At 71.5% G+C, this 14,672-nt stretch carries 14 protein-coding genes and 2 pseudogenes; 1 reads left to right on the top strand and 15 read right to left on the bottom strand.

All coding sequences use genetic code 11. The features are described from left to right. The 5 genes and pseudogenes from AC1DXK_RS27165 to AC1DXK_RS27185 form a co-directional block, all read right to left on the bottom strand. Positions 1–181: pseudogene (locus AC1DXK_RS27165) on the bottom strand (Ldh family oxidoreductase); the annotation flags it as partial. Positions 182–185: 4 nt separating this feature from the next. After that, entirely contained in the window at positions 186–1,127 is a 942-nt protein-coding gene (locus AC1DXK_RS27170; protein WP_457108619.1) for an NAD(P)-dependent oxidoreductase, read from the bottom strand. 12 nt (positions 1,128–1,139) lie between these two features. After that, positions 1,140–2,504: a cation:dicarboxylate symporter family transporter gene (locus tag AC1DXK_RS27175; protein ID WP_477299483.1), complete on the bottom strand. Its 1,365-nt coding sequence runs from the start codon at positions 2,502–2,504 to the stop codon at positions 1,140–1,142. Between the two features lie 136 nt (positions 2,505–2,640). Beyond that, positions 2,641–3,921, bottom strand: coding sequence for a UxaA family hydrolase (locus AC1DXK_RS27180; protein ID WP_457108621.1), 1,281 nt, complete (start codon positions 3,919–3,921; stop codon positions 2,641–2,643). A gap of 7 nt (positions 3,922–3,928) precedes the next feature. Then, positions 3,929–4,246, bottom strand: coding sequence for a UxaA family hydrolase (locus tag AC1DXK_RS27185; RefSeq protein ID WP_457108622.1), 318 nt, complete (start codon positions 4,244–4,246; stop codon positions 3,929–3,931). Positions 4,247–4,872: 626 nt separating this feature from the next. Between AC1DXK_RS27185 and AC1DXK_RS27190 the strand changes: the two genes are divergently transcribed. Then, a complete protein-coding gene (locus tag AC1DXK_RS27190; RefSeq protein ID WP_457108623.1) occupies positions 4,873–5,619 on the top strand; it encodes a sulfite exporter TauE/SafE family protein in 747 nt (248 codons plus the stop codon). Positions 5,620–5,636: 17 nt separating this feature from the next. Here AC1DXK_RS27190 and AC1DXK_RS27195 read toward each other — a convergent pair whose 3' ends face one another. The 10 genes and pseudogenes from AC1DXK_RS27195 to AC1DXK_RS27240 all read right to left on the bottom strand — a co-directional run. Beyond that, positions 5,637–6,638 carry an ABC transporter substrate-binding protein gene (locus AC1DXK_RS27195; RefSeq protein WP_457108624.1) on the bottom strand — a complete coding sequence of 334 codons (1,002 nt, stop codon included), beginning with the start codon at positions 6,636–6,638 and terminating at the stop codon, positions 5,637–5,639. Between the two features lie 151 nt (positions 6,639–6,789). Next, a complete protein-coding gene (locus tag AC1DXK_RS27200; protein WP_457108625.1) occupies positions 6,790–8,412 on the bottom strand; it encodes a thiamine pyrophosphate-binding protein in 1,623 nt (540 codons plus the stop codon). A 13-nt stretch (positions 8,413–8,425) separates the two neighbouring features. Further along, the gene (locus tag AC1DXK_RS27205; RefSeq protein WP_457108626.1) at positions 8,426–10,150 is read right to left on the bottom strand and encodes an L-aspartate oxidase; all 1,725 of its coding nucleotides are present in this window, start codon (positions 10,148–10,150) and stop codon (positions 8,426–8,428) included. Beyond that, positions 10,147–10,758 carry a fumarate hydratase C-terminal domain-containing protein gene (locus AC1DXK_RS27210; protein WP_457108627.1) on the bottom strand — a complete coding sequence of 204 codons (612 nt, stop codon included), beginning with the start codon at positions 10,756–10,758 and terminating at the stop codon, positions 10,147–10,149. The genes AC1DXK_RS27205 and AC1DXK_RS27210 overlap by 4 nt, the downstream gene beginning before the upstream one ends. A gap of 10 nt (positions 10,759–10,768) precedes the next feature. After that, the gene (locus AC1DXK_RS27215; RefSeq protein WP_457108628.1) at positions 10,769–11,641 is read right to left on the bottom strand and encodes a fumarate hydratase; all 873 of its coding nucleotides are present in this window, start codon (positions 11,639–11,641) and stop codon (positions 10,769–10,771) included. A 42-nt stretch (positions 11,642–11,683) separates the two neighbouring features. Beyond that, a complete protein-coding gene (locus tag AC1DXK_RS27220; RefSeq protein ID WP_457108629.1) occupies positions 11,684–12,061 on the bottom strand; it encodes a succinate dehydrogenase, cytochrome b556 subunit in 378 nt (125 codons plus the stop codon). Continuing rightward, a complete protein-coding gene (locus AC1DXK_RS27225) occupies positions 12,058–12,387 on the bottom strand; it encodes a succinate dehydrogenase/fumarate reductase transmembrane subunit (RefSeq protein WP_457108630.1) in 330 nt (109 codons plus the stop codon). The genes AC1DXK_RS27220 and AC1DXK_RS27225 overlap by 4 nt, the downstream gene beginning before the upstream one ends. Beyond that, positions 12,384–13,139: a succinate dehydrogenase/fumarate reductase iron-sulfur subunit gene (locus AC1DXK_RS27230; protein ID WP_457108631.1), complete on the bottom strand. Its 756-nt coding sequence runs from the start codon at positions 13,137–13,139 to the stop codon at positions 12,384–12,386. Before AC1DXK_RS27230 ends, AC1DXK_RS27225 begins: the two co-directional genes overlap by 4 nt. Continuing rightward, positions 13,136–14,158 (bottom strand): ABC transporter substrate-binding protein, encoded by a 1,023-nt coding sequence (locus tag AC1DXK_RS27235; RefSeq protein WP_457108632.1) that lies wholly within the window; start codon positions 14,156–14,158, stop codon positions 13,136–13,138. Before AC1DXK_RS27235 ends, AC1DXK_RS27230 begins: the two co-directional genes overlap by 4 nt. Positions 14,159–14,433: 275 nt before the next feature. Then, positions 14,434–14,672, bottom strand: a pseudogene (locus AC1DXK_RS27240) (ABC transporter permease); the annotation flags it as partial.

Below are 14,672 nucleotides of genomic sequence, written 5' to 3' on the forward strand. Positions count from 1 at the left end.
CACCTGCGCCCACCTGCGCCGCGTAGGGCGCCACCCGCGACAGGCCGTGGCCCTTGAGCCCGTCCGCCTCGGCGCCGACCAGGGCGCGGGCGACGCTCCGCGCCGCGGCCTCGGCCGTGCCGCAGCGGACGAGGGCCTCGGCGGCCAGGGCCTCGGCCTCCGACAGTGTGAGGTTCGGCATCGGCTCAGCGCTCCGTGAGGTGGCGACGCACCGCCGCCGCGGTGACGGCGGAGACGCGCACGTTCGATTCCTGCGTCACCCCGGCGATGTGCGGGGTCAGGATCAGGTTGGGCACGTCCGCGAACACGGCGCCGGCCGACGTGTCCAGGGGCTCCCGGTCGAACACGTCCAGCGCCGCGCCGCCGAGATGGCCGGCGCGCAGGGATTCGGCCACGGCGGCCTCGTCCACCACGCCGCCCCGGGCCGCATTGATCAGGATCGCACCCTTGGGCATTCGGGCCAGCGCCGCCGCGTCGATCAGGCCGCGGGTCCGATCGGTGAGGGGCACGTGCAGCGAGAGCACGTCGCTCCCGGCGATCAGGGCATCGAGTGCCAGGGGCCGCACGGGACCGGAGGCCGGGTTCCAGGCCGGGTCGTCCGCGGCGACGAAGGGGTCGTGGGCGGCGATCGCCATGCCGAGGGCCGCAGCCCTCTGGGCGGTCTCGCGGGCGATGGCGCCGAAGCCCACGAGGCCGAGGCGCTTGCCGGAAATCTCGCGGCCCATCAGGGCGTTGCGCGGCCACATGCCGGCCGCGACGCGGGCCGTCGCCCCGTAGGCGCCGCGCAGGAGCAGCATCGCGGTGGCGACCACGTACTCGGCGACCGCGACGTCGTTGGCGCCCGTCGCCGGATAGACCGCGATGCCCCGGTCCCGGCAGGCCGGCCCATCGATGTTGTCGAGGCCGACGCCGAGGCGGCCCACCACCTTGAGGTCGCGGGCGGCGGCGAGCAGGGCGCCGCGCACCTGAGTCCGGTTGCGCACGATCAGGGCGTCGGCCTCCGCAACCGCCGCGGCGAGATCGTTGGGCCGGTCGACGAGGCCGGGATCGTACACCACGTCGAAGCCGGCGAGCTCGGCCGCGATCGCCGCCTCGTCCATGAACTCGCTGATGATGACCTTGGGCATGGAGGGTCCTTCTCAGGTCGCCGGCACGGCAGCGGGGAGGGGGCGACGGAAGGCGGCCGCCGGCTCGCGGGCGGGGATCGCATCCGCCACCGCGTCCTCGTCGTCGAGGAGGTCGAAGTCCGGGGTGATGCGGCCGTCGAGCACCGCGCGGGCATGGGCGAGGTCGATCTTGCCCTCCCAGCGGGCGATCACGAGGGTCGCCACCATGTTGCCGATCGCGTTGGTCACGCAGCGCAGCTCGTTCAGGATGCGGTCTACCCCGATGATCAGGGCGATGCCCGCCACCGGCAGGAGCTGCGAGGCCTGGAGCGTCGCGGCGAGCACGAACAGGATGGCACCCGCCACGCCCGCGACGCCCTTCGAGGTCACCAGCGCGATGGCCAGGATGCCGAGTTCCTGCTCCCAGGTCAGCGGGATGTTGAGGGCCTGGGCGATGAAGCCGATCGCCATGGTCAGGTAGATGCACGAGCCGTCCATGTTGAACGACAGGCCGGCCGGCATCACGAGGCCGGTGACGCTCTTGTCGACCCCGAGCCCGTTGAGCTTGGCCATGATCCGCGGCAGCACCGATTCCGTGCTCGTGGTTCCGAGCAGGATGAACAGCTCCTCGCGGCTGTAGCGGAACAGCTTCCACAGGCTCAGGCCGACGTAGAAGCGCATCACGCCGCCGAGGAAGACCGCGATGAACACGATGAAGGTCAGGTAGAGCGAGACGATCAGCATCCCGTACTGGGCGAGGATGCCGAGCCCGAACTTGCCGATGGTGAAGGCCATCGCGCCGAAGGCGCCGATCGGCGCGAAGTGCATGATCAGGCCGACGACCTTCATCAGCACGTCGCCGAAGGCGTGGACCACCTTGAGCGGGAACTCGCCGCGCCGGCCCAGCATCGCCAGACCCATGCCGACGAGCACCGAGAAGAACATCACCTGGATCAGGTCGCCCTTGGCGAAGGCGTCGACCGCGCTGTGCGGGATGATGTTGGCGATGATCTCCATCGGCGACTGCGCGTGGGCCTTGCCGGCGATGCCGGCGACCAGCTTGGCGTCGAGGCTGTCGACGGTGGCGTTCACACCGTCGCCCGGCCGCAGCAGGTTGACGAACAGGAGGCCCGCGGCGAGCGCCACCGTCGTGGCGACCTCGAAGTACAGGATGGTCTTCAGGCCCATCCGGCCGACGGTCTTCATGTCGCCGACATGCGCGATGCCGACCACGACCGTGCAGAAGATGACGGGGGCGACGATCATCTTGATCAGGTTGATGAACATGTCGCCGAGGATCTTGCAGCCCACGGCGAAATCGGGGGCCAACACCCCGACCGCGATGCCCAGCGCGATGCCGAGCAGGACCTGGCCGTAGATCGACCGAAGCAGCCTCATGCGTTCCTCCAGAATGACGGGACGGAGGCCGCCGCGGTTGCCCCTGCGGTCGTGCGCTCCCTCGTGGTCCTGACCCCGTGGCGTCGGGGCTGCGCCCGCGGACCGGATCGCGGTCCGCGGGCGCGGGACTTGTGCGTCAGGCGCTGCGGTAGAGCTTCGTCATCACGAATTCCCGGTGGCCGAGGGACTCGGCCGCCGTGAGCCGGCCGTTGGCGGTGCGCACCACCATGTCGATGAGCGCGTCGCCGGCCTGCGGGATGGTCATCTCGCGGCTGAGCACGCCCGAGACGTCGACGTCGATATGCTCGCCCATGGTGCGCACGGTGCGGGGATTGCCGGTGATCTTGATCACCGGGACGATCGGGTTGCCGATCACGTTGCCCTGGCCGGTCGGGAAGGTGTGGACCACGTAGCCGGCCGCCGCCATCAGGGTCACGCACTCGGCCGCCGCCGAGGACGTGTCCATGAAGTAGAGGCCGGGTCCCTTGGCGGGGGCCTCCGCCGGCTGCAGCGCGTCGATGAACCGGCACTCGTGGCCGATCTTCTCGAGGTTGCCGAGCGCCTTCTCCTCGATCGTGGTGAGACCGCCCACGATGTTGCCCTTGGTCGGCTGCGAGTCGGACAGATCGTCGGTCTTGTGGGCCTCGATCACGTCGTCCTGGTAGGCTTTCCACATGGTGTACCACTTGTCGGCGATGTCCGGGCTGATCGCCCGCTCGCGACAGAGGTGCTCGGCGCCGGTGATCTCCGAGGTCTCGCCGAACACGCCGTAGATCCCGTGCGGGATCAGCTTGTCGTACATGTTGCCGACGGTGGGGCAGGAGGCGAGGCCGGTGGTGGTGTCGGATTCGCCGCACTTGGTCGAGACCCAGAGGTCGGCGATCGGGCATTCCTCGCGCTGGAGCTCGGTGGCCCACTGCACGAAGCGCTTGGCCTGGTAGCTCGCCTTGGCGACGATCGCGATGTCGCCGTGACCCTCGATGCCGAAGCCAATGACGGGCTTGCCGGTCTTGGCGATGCCCTCGACCACGCGGTTGGTCCACTGGTCCTCGATGCCGATCACCACGACGGCGGCGACGTTCGGGTTCGAGCCGATGCCGATCAGGGTGCGGAAGTGGAGGTCCAGATCCTCGCCGAACTGGAGGCGCCCGTAGGCGTGGGGCAGCGCCATCGTGCCCTTCACGTTGTTGGCGACCGCCTCGCAGGCGGCGTTGGACAGATCGTCCAGCGGCAGGAGCACGACGTGGTTGCGCACGCCGACCCGGCCGTTCTCCCGGCGCCAGCCCATGAAGGTGGCGGCCTCGTAGTTCTGCGAGGCGCGCTTGGTCGCGAGCGCCTGGGTGGCGAACTGATCGGGCGCACCGCCGACGAAGGGGGTGGCGATCTCGTGTTCGAGCTGAGCAGCTTCCTTGAACATCGTCACCTCACCAGCGCTTCGTCTTGACGTTGTGGACGTGGACGTGCTCGCCCTTGGCGACGTCCTTGATGACCTTGCCGATGTCCTGGCCGTACTTGATGGCCGTATCGCCCACCTTCAGATCGGTGAGCGCGACCTTGTGGCCGATCGGGATGTCGTGGCGGACGGCGACCTCGAAGGTGCTGTCGTTCTCGGTGATCACCCCGAAGGCGTCGGTGTTCGCGCTCAGGCCCTCGATCACCGCGACGGCGACGTTGTCCTGGGGGGAATGGGCGAGAAGATGCGGCTTGCGGTGCCCCTCGCCGGACGCGGCGTGGCTGCTCATGCGGTCCTCCTGATCTGCGTCGTCGGCTTCTTAGCGGCGACTAGTCTTATATAAGACCCATGAGATGGCGGACGTCAACGGCCGATTGAGGGGTGCGGGTGATTTCGTTGGTTCGGGGGTGGGGGCGTCCGGTCCTGCGCGGCGCGACGCGCGCCCTCTACAGCGCGGGAGAGGGTTGGGGTGAGGGACGAGACGAGTCGGGATTAAGTGCGCCCGCGCCGGGCGGCCCGGAGAGCCTTTTGTCTGAAGAGCCTCTTGCCTGGAGAGCCTGTTGCGGAGAGGCATGATCCCCCACCCTGTCCCTCTCCCGCACGGGAGAGGGGACCCGCGCCGAGCTCTGCAGCGGTATCGCGTCCCACGAGGAATGAATCGGACAGCCTCGGAAGGCGCGGCATGTCCCGGCTGCCCGCCCTGACGCAGGGACCGATGCGACCCGCGAACGTTCGTTCGGACCGCTCCTCGGAAATCGCGCGCCTCACCCGGCGCATTGTCCGATGCCTTGCCCCGGCCGCCGAGTCTTATATAAGATACATTCCAAACAGAACCCGCCCCGGCGGGACGGGGACCGGGAGGACGAGGATGGCGGTCGCGTACGCGTCTGGCACAGGCCGGGTCGGGCGCCCCCGATGACGGAGACGCTCCTCCTCATCCTCTGCGTCGGCTGCGCCGGCCTGATCTCGGGCCTCACGGGCTTCGCCTTCGCGCTGATCGCCTCGGGCACCCTGCTGTCGATCCGCACGCCCGTCGAGGCGACCGCCCTGGTCCTCGTCTGCAGCATCCTCTCGCAGGCGATCTCGATCCTGCGCCTGCGGACCTGGCCGCCGCGCGGCACCGCCTTCGCGATGATCCTGCCGGGCCTCGTCGGCGCGCCGATCGGGATCCATCTGCTGCACGACCTCGATCCGCGCTTCGTGAAGGTCGCGATCGGTCTCTTCTTGATCCTCTACAGCGGCGGCGTCGCGCTGCTGCGCGCCGATTACCGGGTGGGATTCGGCAACCGCTGGAGCGACGGCGCCATCGGCTTCCTCGGCGGCGTGCTGGGCGGCATCGCCGGCCTGTCCGGCGCCCTGCCGACCGCCTGGAGCCTCGTGCGCGGCTGGGAGCCCCGCACCCAGCGGGCGGTCTACCAATCCTTCACCCTGGTGATGCAGGTCTGGGCTCTGACGATCCTCGTCTACCTCGATCCGCTGCCGCCCGAGCTCCTCGGCGATCTCGCCCTGGCGCTGCCGGTGGTGCTGGTGAGCGTGCTCGCCGGCCTCTCGCTGTTCGCCCGGATCGACCAGCGCCGCTTCCGCACGCTCGTCCTCGCCCTGCTCGCCGCGATCGGCCTGACCACGACGGCCCTGGCGCTGCCCGGCCTGCTGCAGAGCTGAGCGCGGCCGGCGGGGCGTCAGCTGCCCGCCTTGTCGTGAACGGCCGGGAAGAACAGATCCTTCCAGCTCTCCGGCCGGCGCCGGATCGTGCCGGTGCGGGCCATGAAGTCCGCGACCTTGCCGACCGCCCGGGGGGTCGCCGTGAAGGACACCTGCGGGTCGTTCAGGATCTCGGTGATGAGGCCGATATCGCTCCCGTCGCGGGCGAGGCGCACGTAGGCGCGGGCCGCCTCCGCCCTGTCGGCCTCGATCGCGGCGAGCGCCTCGTCCAGGGCGGCCCCGAAGGCCCCGAAGACCTGCGGGTTGGCCGCCGCGAAGGCCCCGGAGGCCCAGACCACGTTGAAGGTCGAGGGTTCGCCCAGCACGTCGAAGCTGTTCAGCACCGTGTGGATGCCGGGCCGGCGCAGTTCCAGCTCCTGGATCGGCGCGGCGGTGAAATGTGCCGTCACCTCGGTGCCCCCGAGGAGGGCCGTCATCCCGTCAGGGTGGGAGAGGGTGACGGTGAGCCGGTCGAGGTCGTTGCGGCGGGCCGCGCCGAACTCCTTCTCGGCGGCCATCTGCAGGAACATCGCCTGGACCGAGACCTTGACGGCGGGGAGCGCGATCTTGTCCCGGTCGGTGAAGTCCGCGAGCGTGCGCACCTTCGGGTTGCTGGTATTCATCAGGAGCGGCATGCTGTTCATCGCCGCCACGCCCTTCACCGCCATGGCGGTGCCCTCGGTCTTCGACCAGAGCAGCACGAGGGGCGGCACGCCGCCGGCCGCGAACTGGATCTGCCCGGAGAGCAGGGCGTCGTTCATCGCGGCCCCGCCCGCGAGGGTGAGGTAGCGGGCCTGGAGCCCCGCCACGCCGCGGGCGGCCGCCGCCTTCTGCAGCAGGCCCTGCTCCTCCATGAGCATCAGCGGCAGGTGGCCGAGGCTCGGCTGGCGGGCGATCGCCACCGCGCCGACCTCCGCCCAGGCTGGACGGGGGCTCATCGCGAGCGCGGCACCGCCCGCCAGAAGGTCGCGTCTGCGCATGTTTCCCCTCCCTCAATCGACGGTGCCCGACCGTCGCGCCGACGCGCTTGGTGGACGCGACCTGCCCCCTCTCCCGCACGGGAGAGGGGACCCCGCGCCCCGTTCGGCAGAGACGGCGCCACGGCCATTCCGTGCCCTGAGACCGCTCTCCTCAGCCGGAGCGGCGGATCGCCGGCGCCGGCACGCTCTCGATCATCACGTTGACGCAGGCCGGCAGGCCGCTGGCATGGGCCGCCTCCAGCGCCGCCGGGAGGTCGGCGGCCTCGGTCACCAGCGCCCCGAAGCCGCCGAGCGCCTGGACGACCGCGTCGTAGCGGGTCGGGAGCAGGTCGCAGTGGCGCGTCCGCTCCGGACCGTAGCTGCGCAGCTGGATCTGGTGCTCGGCGTTCCAGCGCGCGTCGTTGCCCACCACCGCGATGAACGGGATTCGATAGCGCACGGCCGTGTCGAACTCGGCCATGTGGAAGCCGAAGGTGCCGTCGCCCAGCACCGCGACCACGGGGGCGCCGGGGCGCTCCAGGGCGGCGGCGATCGCGAAGGGGATCGACGCGCCGATCGTGCCCGAGACGCCGTTGATCAGCCGGCGCCCGGCGCGGACCAGGGCCTGCGGCCACTGGCCGATCTCCCCGCCGTCGCAGATCAGCGTGCCGTCCGGGTGGCGGTCGAGGAATCCGTCGACCGCACGGCACAGCTCCACCGGGTGCAGGCGCTGCCCCGTCCCGCGCAGATCCGCCCAGCCGGGCGGCCGGTAGGCGAGGGCGGCCCGCGCTTCCCGGTGCCACGCGTCCCAGCGGCGCGGGCCGCCTTGGGCCGTCAGCGCCGCCAGCACCGGCCGCGGATCGGCGAGCCCCGAGACCGCGAGGCGGTCCGCCGGAGCGCGGGCGAGGAGCGGCGGATCGGAATCGACGATGGCGAAGCGGCAGTCGGGCGCAAGGGCGGGGGCGGCGCCGAAGCGCAGGGTGAAGTCGAGGGGCTTGCCCAGGAGCACGAGGAGGTCGGCCCGCGCCAGGATTTCCGCGAAGGCGCCGAGCGCCGGGTCGTTGATCCCGCGCGGGCTCTCCATGCCGACGACCGGCAGGCCGAGGGCTTCCTCCAGCGCCGCTAGGGCGGCCCGGCCGGAGGCGTCGCACAGGGCCGGGCCGCAGGCGACGAGGGGCCGCTCAGCCCCGGTGAGGGCGGCGCGCAGGTCGGCCACGAGATCCGGCGTCGGCTCGGCGGTCCGGATGGCGGCCGCGGCCCGGTCCGGGATCCGCACCGAGGCGGCGGGGACGGCCCTGTCCAGCAGGTCGACCGGCAGGCTGAGATGGACCGGGCCGGGCCGCCCCTCGCGGGCGATCCGGAAGGCCCGGGCCAGGTCCGGCCCGAGGGCGGCGACCGAGCCGGCGGTCCAGGCGGCCTTGGTCATCGGCCGGGCGATGTCGGCCTGGGCCAGCTCCTGGAAGGCGCCGCGCCCGAGTTCGGACAGGCCGGCATGGCCGGAGAGCAGCAGAACGGGCGAGTCCGCGGCGAGCGCCGTGGTGAGCGCCGCCGCGCCGTTGGTGTGGCCCTGCCCGCCGGTGACCAGCGCGACGCCGACCTCGCCGGTCAGCCGGCCCCAGGCGTCGGCCATGTGGACGCAGGCCGCCTCCTGGCGGGTATGGACGAGGCTGATCCCGGTCTCCAGCAGGGCGTCGAAGACCGGCATGATGTGGTTGCCCGACAGGGTGAAGATCCGGGTGACGCCGAGCGCCTCCAGGGTCCGGGCCACGATGTCGGCGCCGCGCAGGGTCTGCATGGCTCAAGTCCCCTCAGGCGGCCGCGTCGAGGAGAGAGCCCCCCGGCCGCACATGGGTGAAGTGCACGGGCTCCATCGCAACGTCGAGCGCCCCGCCGCGCTGACGCACCACGGTGTAGTGGGAGGTCGCGAGATCCGAGGCCTCCGGGAAATCCTCGCGGAAATGGGCGCCGCGGCTGTCGGTGCGGGCGAGCGCCGCCCGGGCGACGGCCTGCGAGACCAGGACGAGGTTCTCGAGGTTCAGCCGGTCCATCCAGGTCAGCGCGTAGCGGCGGTCGCCGTCCGGCGCGCCGGCCCGGGCGACCGCGTCGGAGAGGCCGTCGAGGGTGGCGAGCGCCCGGGTCAGGCCGGCCGCGTCCCGCAGGATGCCGACATCGGCCCACATCGTCTCGTAGAGCGCCTCGCGGATCTCGGGCAGCGACCCCGCCGGCCGGCCGAGCGGGCCGTAGGCGCGGGCGAGGCCCGCCGCGATGGCGGCGGGGTCGGGCTCGGCGAGGCGGCCCTCGCGCCGGACGGCCCGGGCCATGGACTGGCCGGCCAAGCCCCCGAACACCGTGGAATTCGCCACGCCGTTGCCGCCCAGCCGGTTCGCCCCGTGGACGCCGCCGGTATCCTCGCCGGCCGCGTAGAGGCGCGGCAGCGCGGTGGTGCAGTCGACCGCGAACTGGAGGCCGCCCATCATGTAATGGGCCGTAGGGATGACCTCGACGAGGCCGCCCGCGAGGTCGAAGCCGCAATCGGCGCAGCGCTCGACCATGCCCTTGAACCGGCGGCGCACGTCCTCGGGGCCGAGATGGCTCATCTGGATGTGGACGCCCCCGCTCGGCGTGCCGAACCCCTCGCGCAGCCGCCGCATGATCGAGCGGCTGACCACGTCCCGGGTCGCGCGCTCGGCCCGCGGATCGTAGGCCTCCATGAAGCGCTGGCCGGTGGAATCGAGGAGCCAGCCGCCGGCCCCGCGCAGGCCCTCCTCCAGCACCGTCCCGGTCATGCGGGTGCCGGCGCCGGCGAGCAGGCCGGTCGGGTGGAACTGCACCATCTCCATGTCGCGCAAGGGCAGCCCGGCGCGCAACGCCATGGCGAGCCCGTCGCAGGACTTGTCGCCGGACGGCGTGTGGTACTTGTACATGGTCGGCCCGCCGCCGGTGGCGAGCAGCACGGCCTTGGCCCGCACCAGCTTCGGCACGCCGGTGCGCATGTCGAGCATCAGCACGCCCGCCAGCCCCGACCCGTCCCGGGCCGGGATCAGCTCCAGGGCGCGGTGATCCTCCAGGCGGTGCACGTCCCGCCGCCAGACCTGCTCGGACAGGCGGTTGATGATCTCGATGCCGGTGAGGTCGCCCTTGTGCACCGTCCGGTCGAAGGTCTGGCCGGCGAACGCCTTCTGGTGGACGCTCCCGTCCGGGTTGCGGTCGAAGAAGCAGCCGAGCTCGGTCTCCAGCTCGCGGATCCGCACCTGCGCCTCGGTGACGAGCGTCCAGGCGAGCGCCTGGTCGTTCAGCCACTTGCCGCCCTCGATCGTGTCCATGAAGTGCCGCTCGACCGAGTCGCCCGGCGCCAGCGCGACGTTGTAGCCGCCCTGGACCATGCGGGTGCAGCCGCACTTCCCCAGCAGACCCTTCACCGCGACGGTGACGTCGAGGTCGGGCGCGACCTTCTTGGCGTGGAGCGCGGCGAACAGCCCGGCCCCGCCGGAGCCGAGGATCAGGATGTCGGTCTCGACCTGTTCGAGGCTCATCGGGCCTCCTCCAGGGAAGCCAGCACCGCGTCGCGCCGGGCGGCCACGTCGCGCTGCACGTCGGCGAAGAGCGAGCCGCCGTGCGAATCCATGCCGACCAGCAGCGGCCCGAAATCGCGGATCGCGAACTGCCACAGGCTCTCGGGGTGGAGATCGTCGAGATCGACGTCCACGATCGTCTCGATCCAGGTGGTCTCCAGGGCCGCCGCGCCGCCGACGATCGCCAGGTAGGCGCCGCCGCGCCGCGCGAAGGCGTCGAGGGTCGCCGGCCCCATGCCGCCCTTGCCGACGATGAGGCGCACGCCCTCCCGCTCCATCAGGGCGTCGGTGAAGCGCTCCATGCGCATCGACGTGGTGGTGCCGATGCAGAACGGCGCGAAGCCGACCGGCGCCTCGTTGGAGACCGGGACGCGGTGCACGTTCGGCGCGGTGTGGATCACCGCGTGGCCGTCGAGGTCGAGCCGGGTGCGGCGGTCCCGGTCGAACATGTGGATCAGGGTCGCGTCGCGGATGCCGAACAGCCAGCGCCGCAGGGTGACGGTGTCGCCGATCCGGAGCGCCCGGATCTCGGCCTCGCCGGCCGGCATGTCGAGGACGTGGTGGGCCACGGTCTGCTCCTCAATCGAACGCGATGCCGCCGGGCGTGAACGTCGCGCGGGCGCGGCGGGCCGAGTGGCACTGGATGTTCACGGCGACCGGGTTCTGGGTGATGTGGGTCGCGGCGAGTTCGACATGGACAGCGAAGCTCGTCGACCGGCCCCCGAGCCCCTGCGGGCCGATGCCGAGCTCGTTCACCGCCCGCGACAGCTCGGCCTCGATCCGGGCACCTTCGGGATCGGCGCAGACCGAGCGCAGCGGCCGGGTCGCCGCCACCTTGGCGAGGTGCATGCACAGGTCCGAGGTGCCGCCGAGCCCGACGCCCACGATGGTCGGCGGGCAGACCCGGCCGCCCAGTTCGATCACCCGGTCGATGACGAAGCGCTTGGCCGCGCCGATCCCGTCCGAGGGCAGCAGCATCTGCAGGAAGGAGCCGTTCTCGGAACCCGAGCCCTTCGGGATCATCTCGACCGCCACGGTCTCGGGCCGGTCGTCGAAGTCGACGTGGATGATCGGCACCCGGATGCCGCAGGAGGTCTGCTCGTTCTTGCGGGTGATCGGATGGACCACCGAGGAGCGTAGGGAGAACTCCTTCGTGGCCCGCTCGCAGCCGCGCCGGATCGCGGCCTTGAGCGCGGCGCCGTCGAAGCGCACGTCGGCGCCGATCACGACGTTGTAGATCGGGATGCCGGTATCCTGGCAGAGGATGTTCTTCGTGCGCTCCGCGACCGCGACGTTCTCCACCATCGTGTCGAGGATGGCCCGGCCCGTGGCGCTGGTCTCGGTGCGCTGCAGGTCGGCGAAGCCCGCCTTGATGTCGGGCGGCAGGATCTTCAGGGCGCGGACGTAGAGGTCGCGGCAGACCTCCTCGAATTCGCGGATGTCGAGATCCATGGCGGGTCTCCGGTGGCGGGGGCGATGGGCGCGGGGCGGGGGTCAGGCCCCGCTGAGGAGGAACAGGAGGCCGACCGCGAAGGCGGTCGCGAGGCAGCCGGAGACGACGAGGGCGGTGCGCTCGCGGTAGCGCAGCCACTCGATGGCGAGCACCCGCAGCCCCAGCGCCATGTGGACGGCGAGCGCACAGACGAGGCCCCACTCGGCGGTGCGGACGAAGCCGTTCTGGGTGAGGCCGAGGAAGCTCTCGAGCCGGTCGGCGCCCCGGAGCGCGGTGCCGAGCGCGATGAAGTGCATAGGCAGGAACAGCGCCAGGGCGATCCCCGAGAGGCGGTGGATCAGCGCGGCGGCGAAGCCGGGGCGGCGCAGGGACGCGCGGGTCAGGCCGGTCCGCAGGGGAGGCGTCGTGGAAGCCCTCATGCCCAGTACACCGCCAGCGCCGCCCGCAGACCCAGCCCGGCGAGCAGCGCCGACAGGGCGATCATCGCGAGATCGAGAGAGCGGCCGCGCCAGCCGGTCCACTCGCGCAGGATGCTGCGCAGGCCGATCGGGGCGTGGATCGCGGCGGCCAGCACGAAGACCGCGTAGAACAGCAGGAAGGCCAGATTGCCCTGCGTCCGGCCCAGGATCTCGCCGGCCGTGAGCCCGCCGCGCACCGCGTACAGGATCGTGCCGAGATGGACCGCGACCGTGACCGCGAGGATCGCCGCCGTGCCGCGCTGGGCGAGGTACAGGAGCGGGCTCATCCGCGCCTCCAGAACCGGCGGAGCGCCGCCTTGCCGGTCTCGCGCTTCAGGCCCGCGATCGAGAAGGTCGGGCTCAGGCCCTTCGGGCAATGCTCGGTGCAGCTCATGTGGCTGTGGCAGGAATGGCAGCCGGCATCGCCCGCCACCGCGGCGAGCCGCCCGTCGCGATCCTGGTCGCGCACGTCGTTGACGAGCGTCCAGGCCCGGTTGAGGGCCGCGGGCCCGAGGTAGTCGGGATTCCAGCTGACGACGTCGCAGGCCGCGTAGCAGACGCCGCAATTGATGCACTCGATGCCGGCATCGACCTCCTGGCGCGCGGGCGAGTCCGGCGCGACCGTCGCGAAGTCGTCGGGCGGGTTCTCGCCCGGCTCGAAATAGCCGTGGGCGCGGCGCCACTTCTCGAAGAAGGGCTCCATGTCGACCGCGAGGTCCTTGACCACCGGCAGGTTGCGCAGGGGCTCCAGGGTCAGCATCCCGTCCGGCGCGACCGCGGCGACCCGGGTGCGGCAGGTCCAGCGCGGGCGCCCGTTCACCGTCATGCCGCAGGAGCCGCACATGCCGACCCGGCAGGCGAAGCGGTAGGCGAGCGTCGGGTCCTGGTCGCGCTGGATCTCGGTGACGACGTCGAGCACCGTCTGGTTGGCCCGGCGCGGCACCACGTAGTCCGCGACCGCGTCGCCCCGCCGGACGCGCACCCGCAGCGCCTCGGTCGCGCTCGGCCCGACGGCGGCGTGACCGACGGGGACCGTCACCGCGTGGCCTCCTTCGGGGCATCGCCCGCCGCCGGCGGGGGGAAGAACAGCTCGCTGTCGCTGGCGGCCGTAGCGGAGACCAGGCCGGCGCGGTTCATGTAGGCGAGATAGGCGGTCATGCGCTCGGGCTTGGTGGTCCAGGTGTTCTGCGGTGCGCGGATGAGGGCTTCCGCCTCCGCCGGCGAGATCTTCGCGCCTTCCGCCTTGATCCAGAGGGCCGCGGCCTTCGCCGGATCGTCCCGGATCAGCTTCAGGCTGTCTTCGAGCGCCGCCAGGAAGGACGCGGTGACCTTGGGATTGGCCGTGACGAAGCGCGAGGAGGCCCAGACGAGGTTGAAGGTGTGGGGACCGCCCATGACGTCGTAGCTGTCGAGCACCTTGTGCGCCCGCGGGTCCTTCAGCTCCATCTCCTGGAAGGGCGGGGAGCCGAAATGCGCGGTGATCTCCGAGCGGCCGCCCATCAGGGCGGTCTGCGCGTCCGGGTGTCCCATCGAGACGGTGAGCGGATCGAGCTTGGCCTGCTGGCCGGGTCCGAAGGCCTTCTCGGCGGCCATCTGCAGGGTGATCGCCTGGATCGAGGTCTTGGCGGTCGGCAGGGCGATCTTGTCCTGCGGCCCGAAATCCGTGATCGACTTGACCGCGGGATTGGTGGTCACCAGCCAGAGCGGCATCGCGTTCAGCGCCGCCACGCCCTTGACCTTGATGTTGCCCTGCGTCCGGCCCCAGATCGTCAGGAAGGGGCCGACGCCGCCGGAGGCGAAATCGAGGTTGCCGGAGAGTAGGGCCTCGTTCATCCCCGAGCCGCCGGTGAAGCGCAGCCACTCGGCCTTGACGTCGAGGCCGCGCGCCTTGGCCTGCTTCTCCAGCAGGCCCTCCTCCTCCATCACGGTCAGGGGCAGGTAGGAGATTCCGAATTGCTTCGCGAGCCGCACGGTCGAAACCTCGGCGCGCGCCGCGCCGAGCGCCCCACAGAGGGCCGCGACCGTCCCGACGAGCCGGATGATGCCCCGTGCCGTCATGGCGTTCCTCACCTGTTTTCGCGCCGATCTTGGCTCTCGCGAGTCCGCCGGCGTCTGATCGAACGATACGCCCCGCGCGTGCGCTGTCAACACTCATATGTCATATACATGACCCGAGGCAGGTCACGGGGGTGGGTCGCGTCCGCTGGGCGCGATCCTCGGTCGCCGTCCCGTCCGGGACGACGCGCATCAGACGGTTCACGATGCGGGCCGCAGGATCCGGACGGGCGGATCGCGGGACGCTTGCGCCGGATGATCCGCCGGCGGGCCTGTCCTCAGGCCTGCATGCCCCAGCGCTGGACGGTGCGGCGCTCGATGGTCTGGAAGATCAGGTTCTCGACGACGAGGCCGATCAGGATCACGGTCAGCAGCCCGGCGAACACGTTCGGGATGTCGAGCATGTTCTTGTTCTCGAAGATGAACCAGCCCAGCCCGCCCGCCCCGGACGACACCCCGAAGACCAGCTCGGCGGCGATCAGCGTGCGCCACGCGAACGCCCAGCCGACCTTCAGGC

This window comes from Methylobacterium sp. P3_A11, from assembly GCF_056403155.1.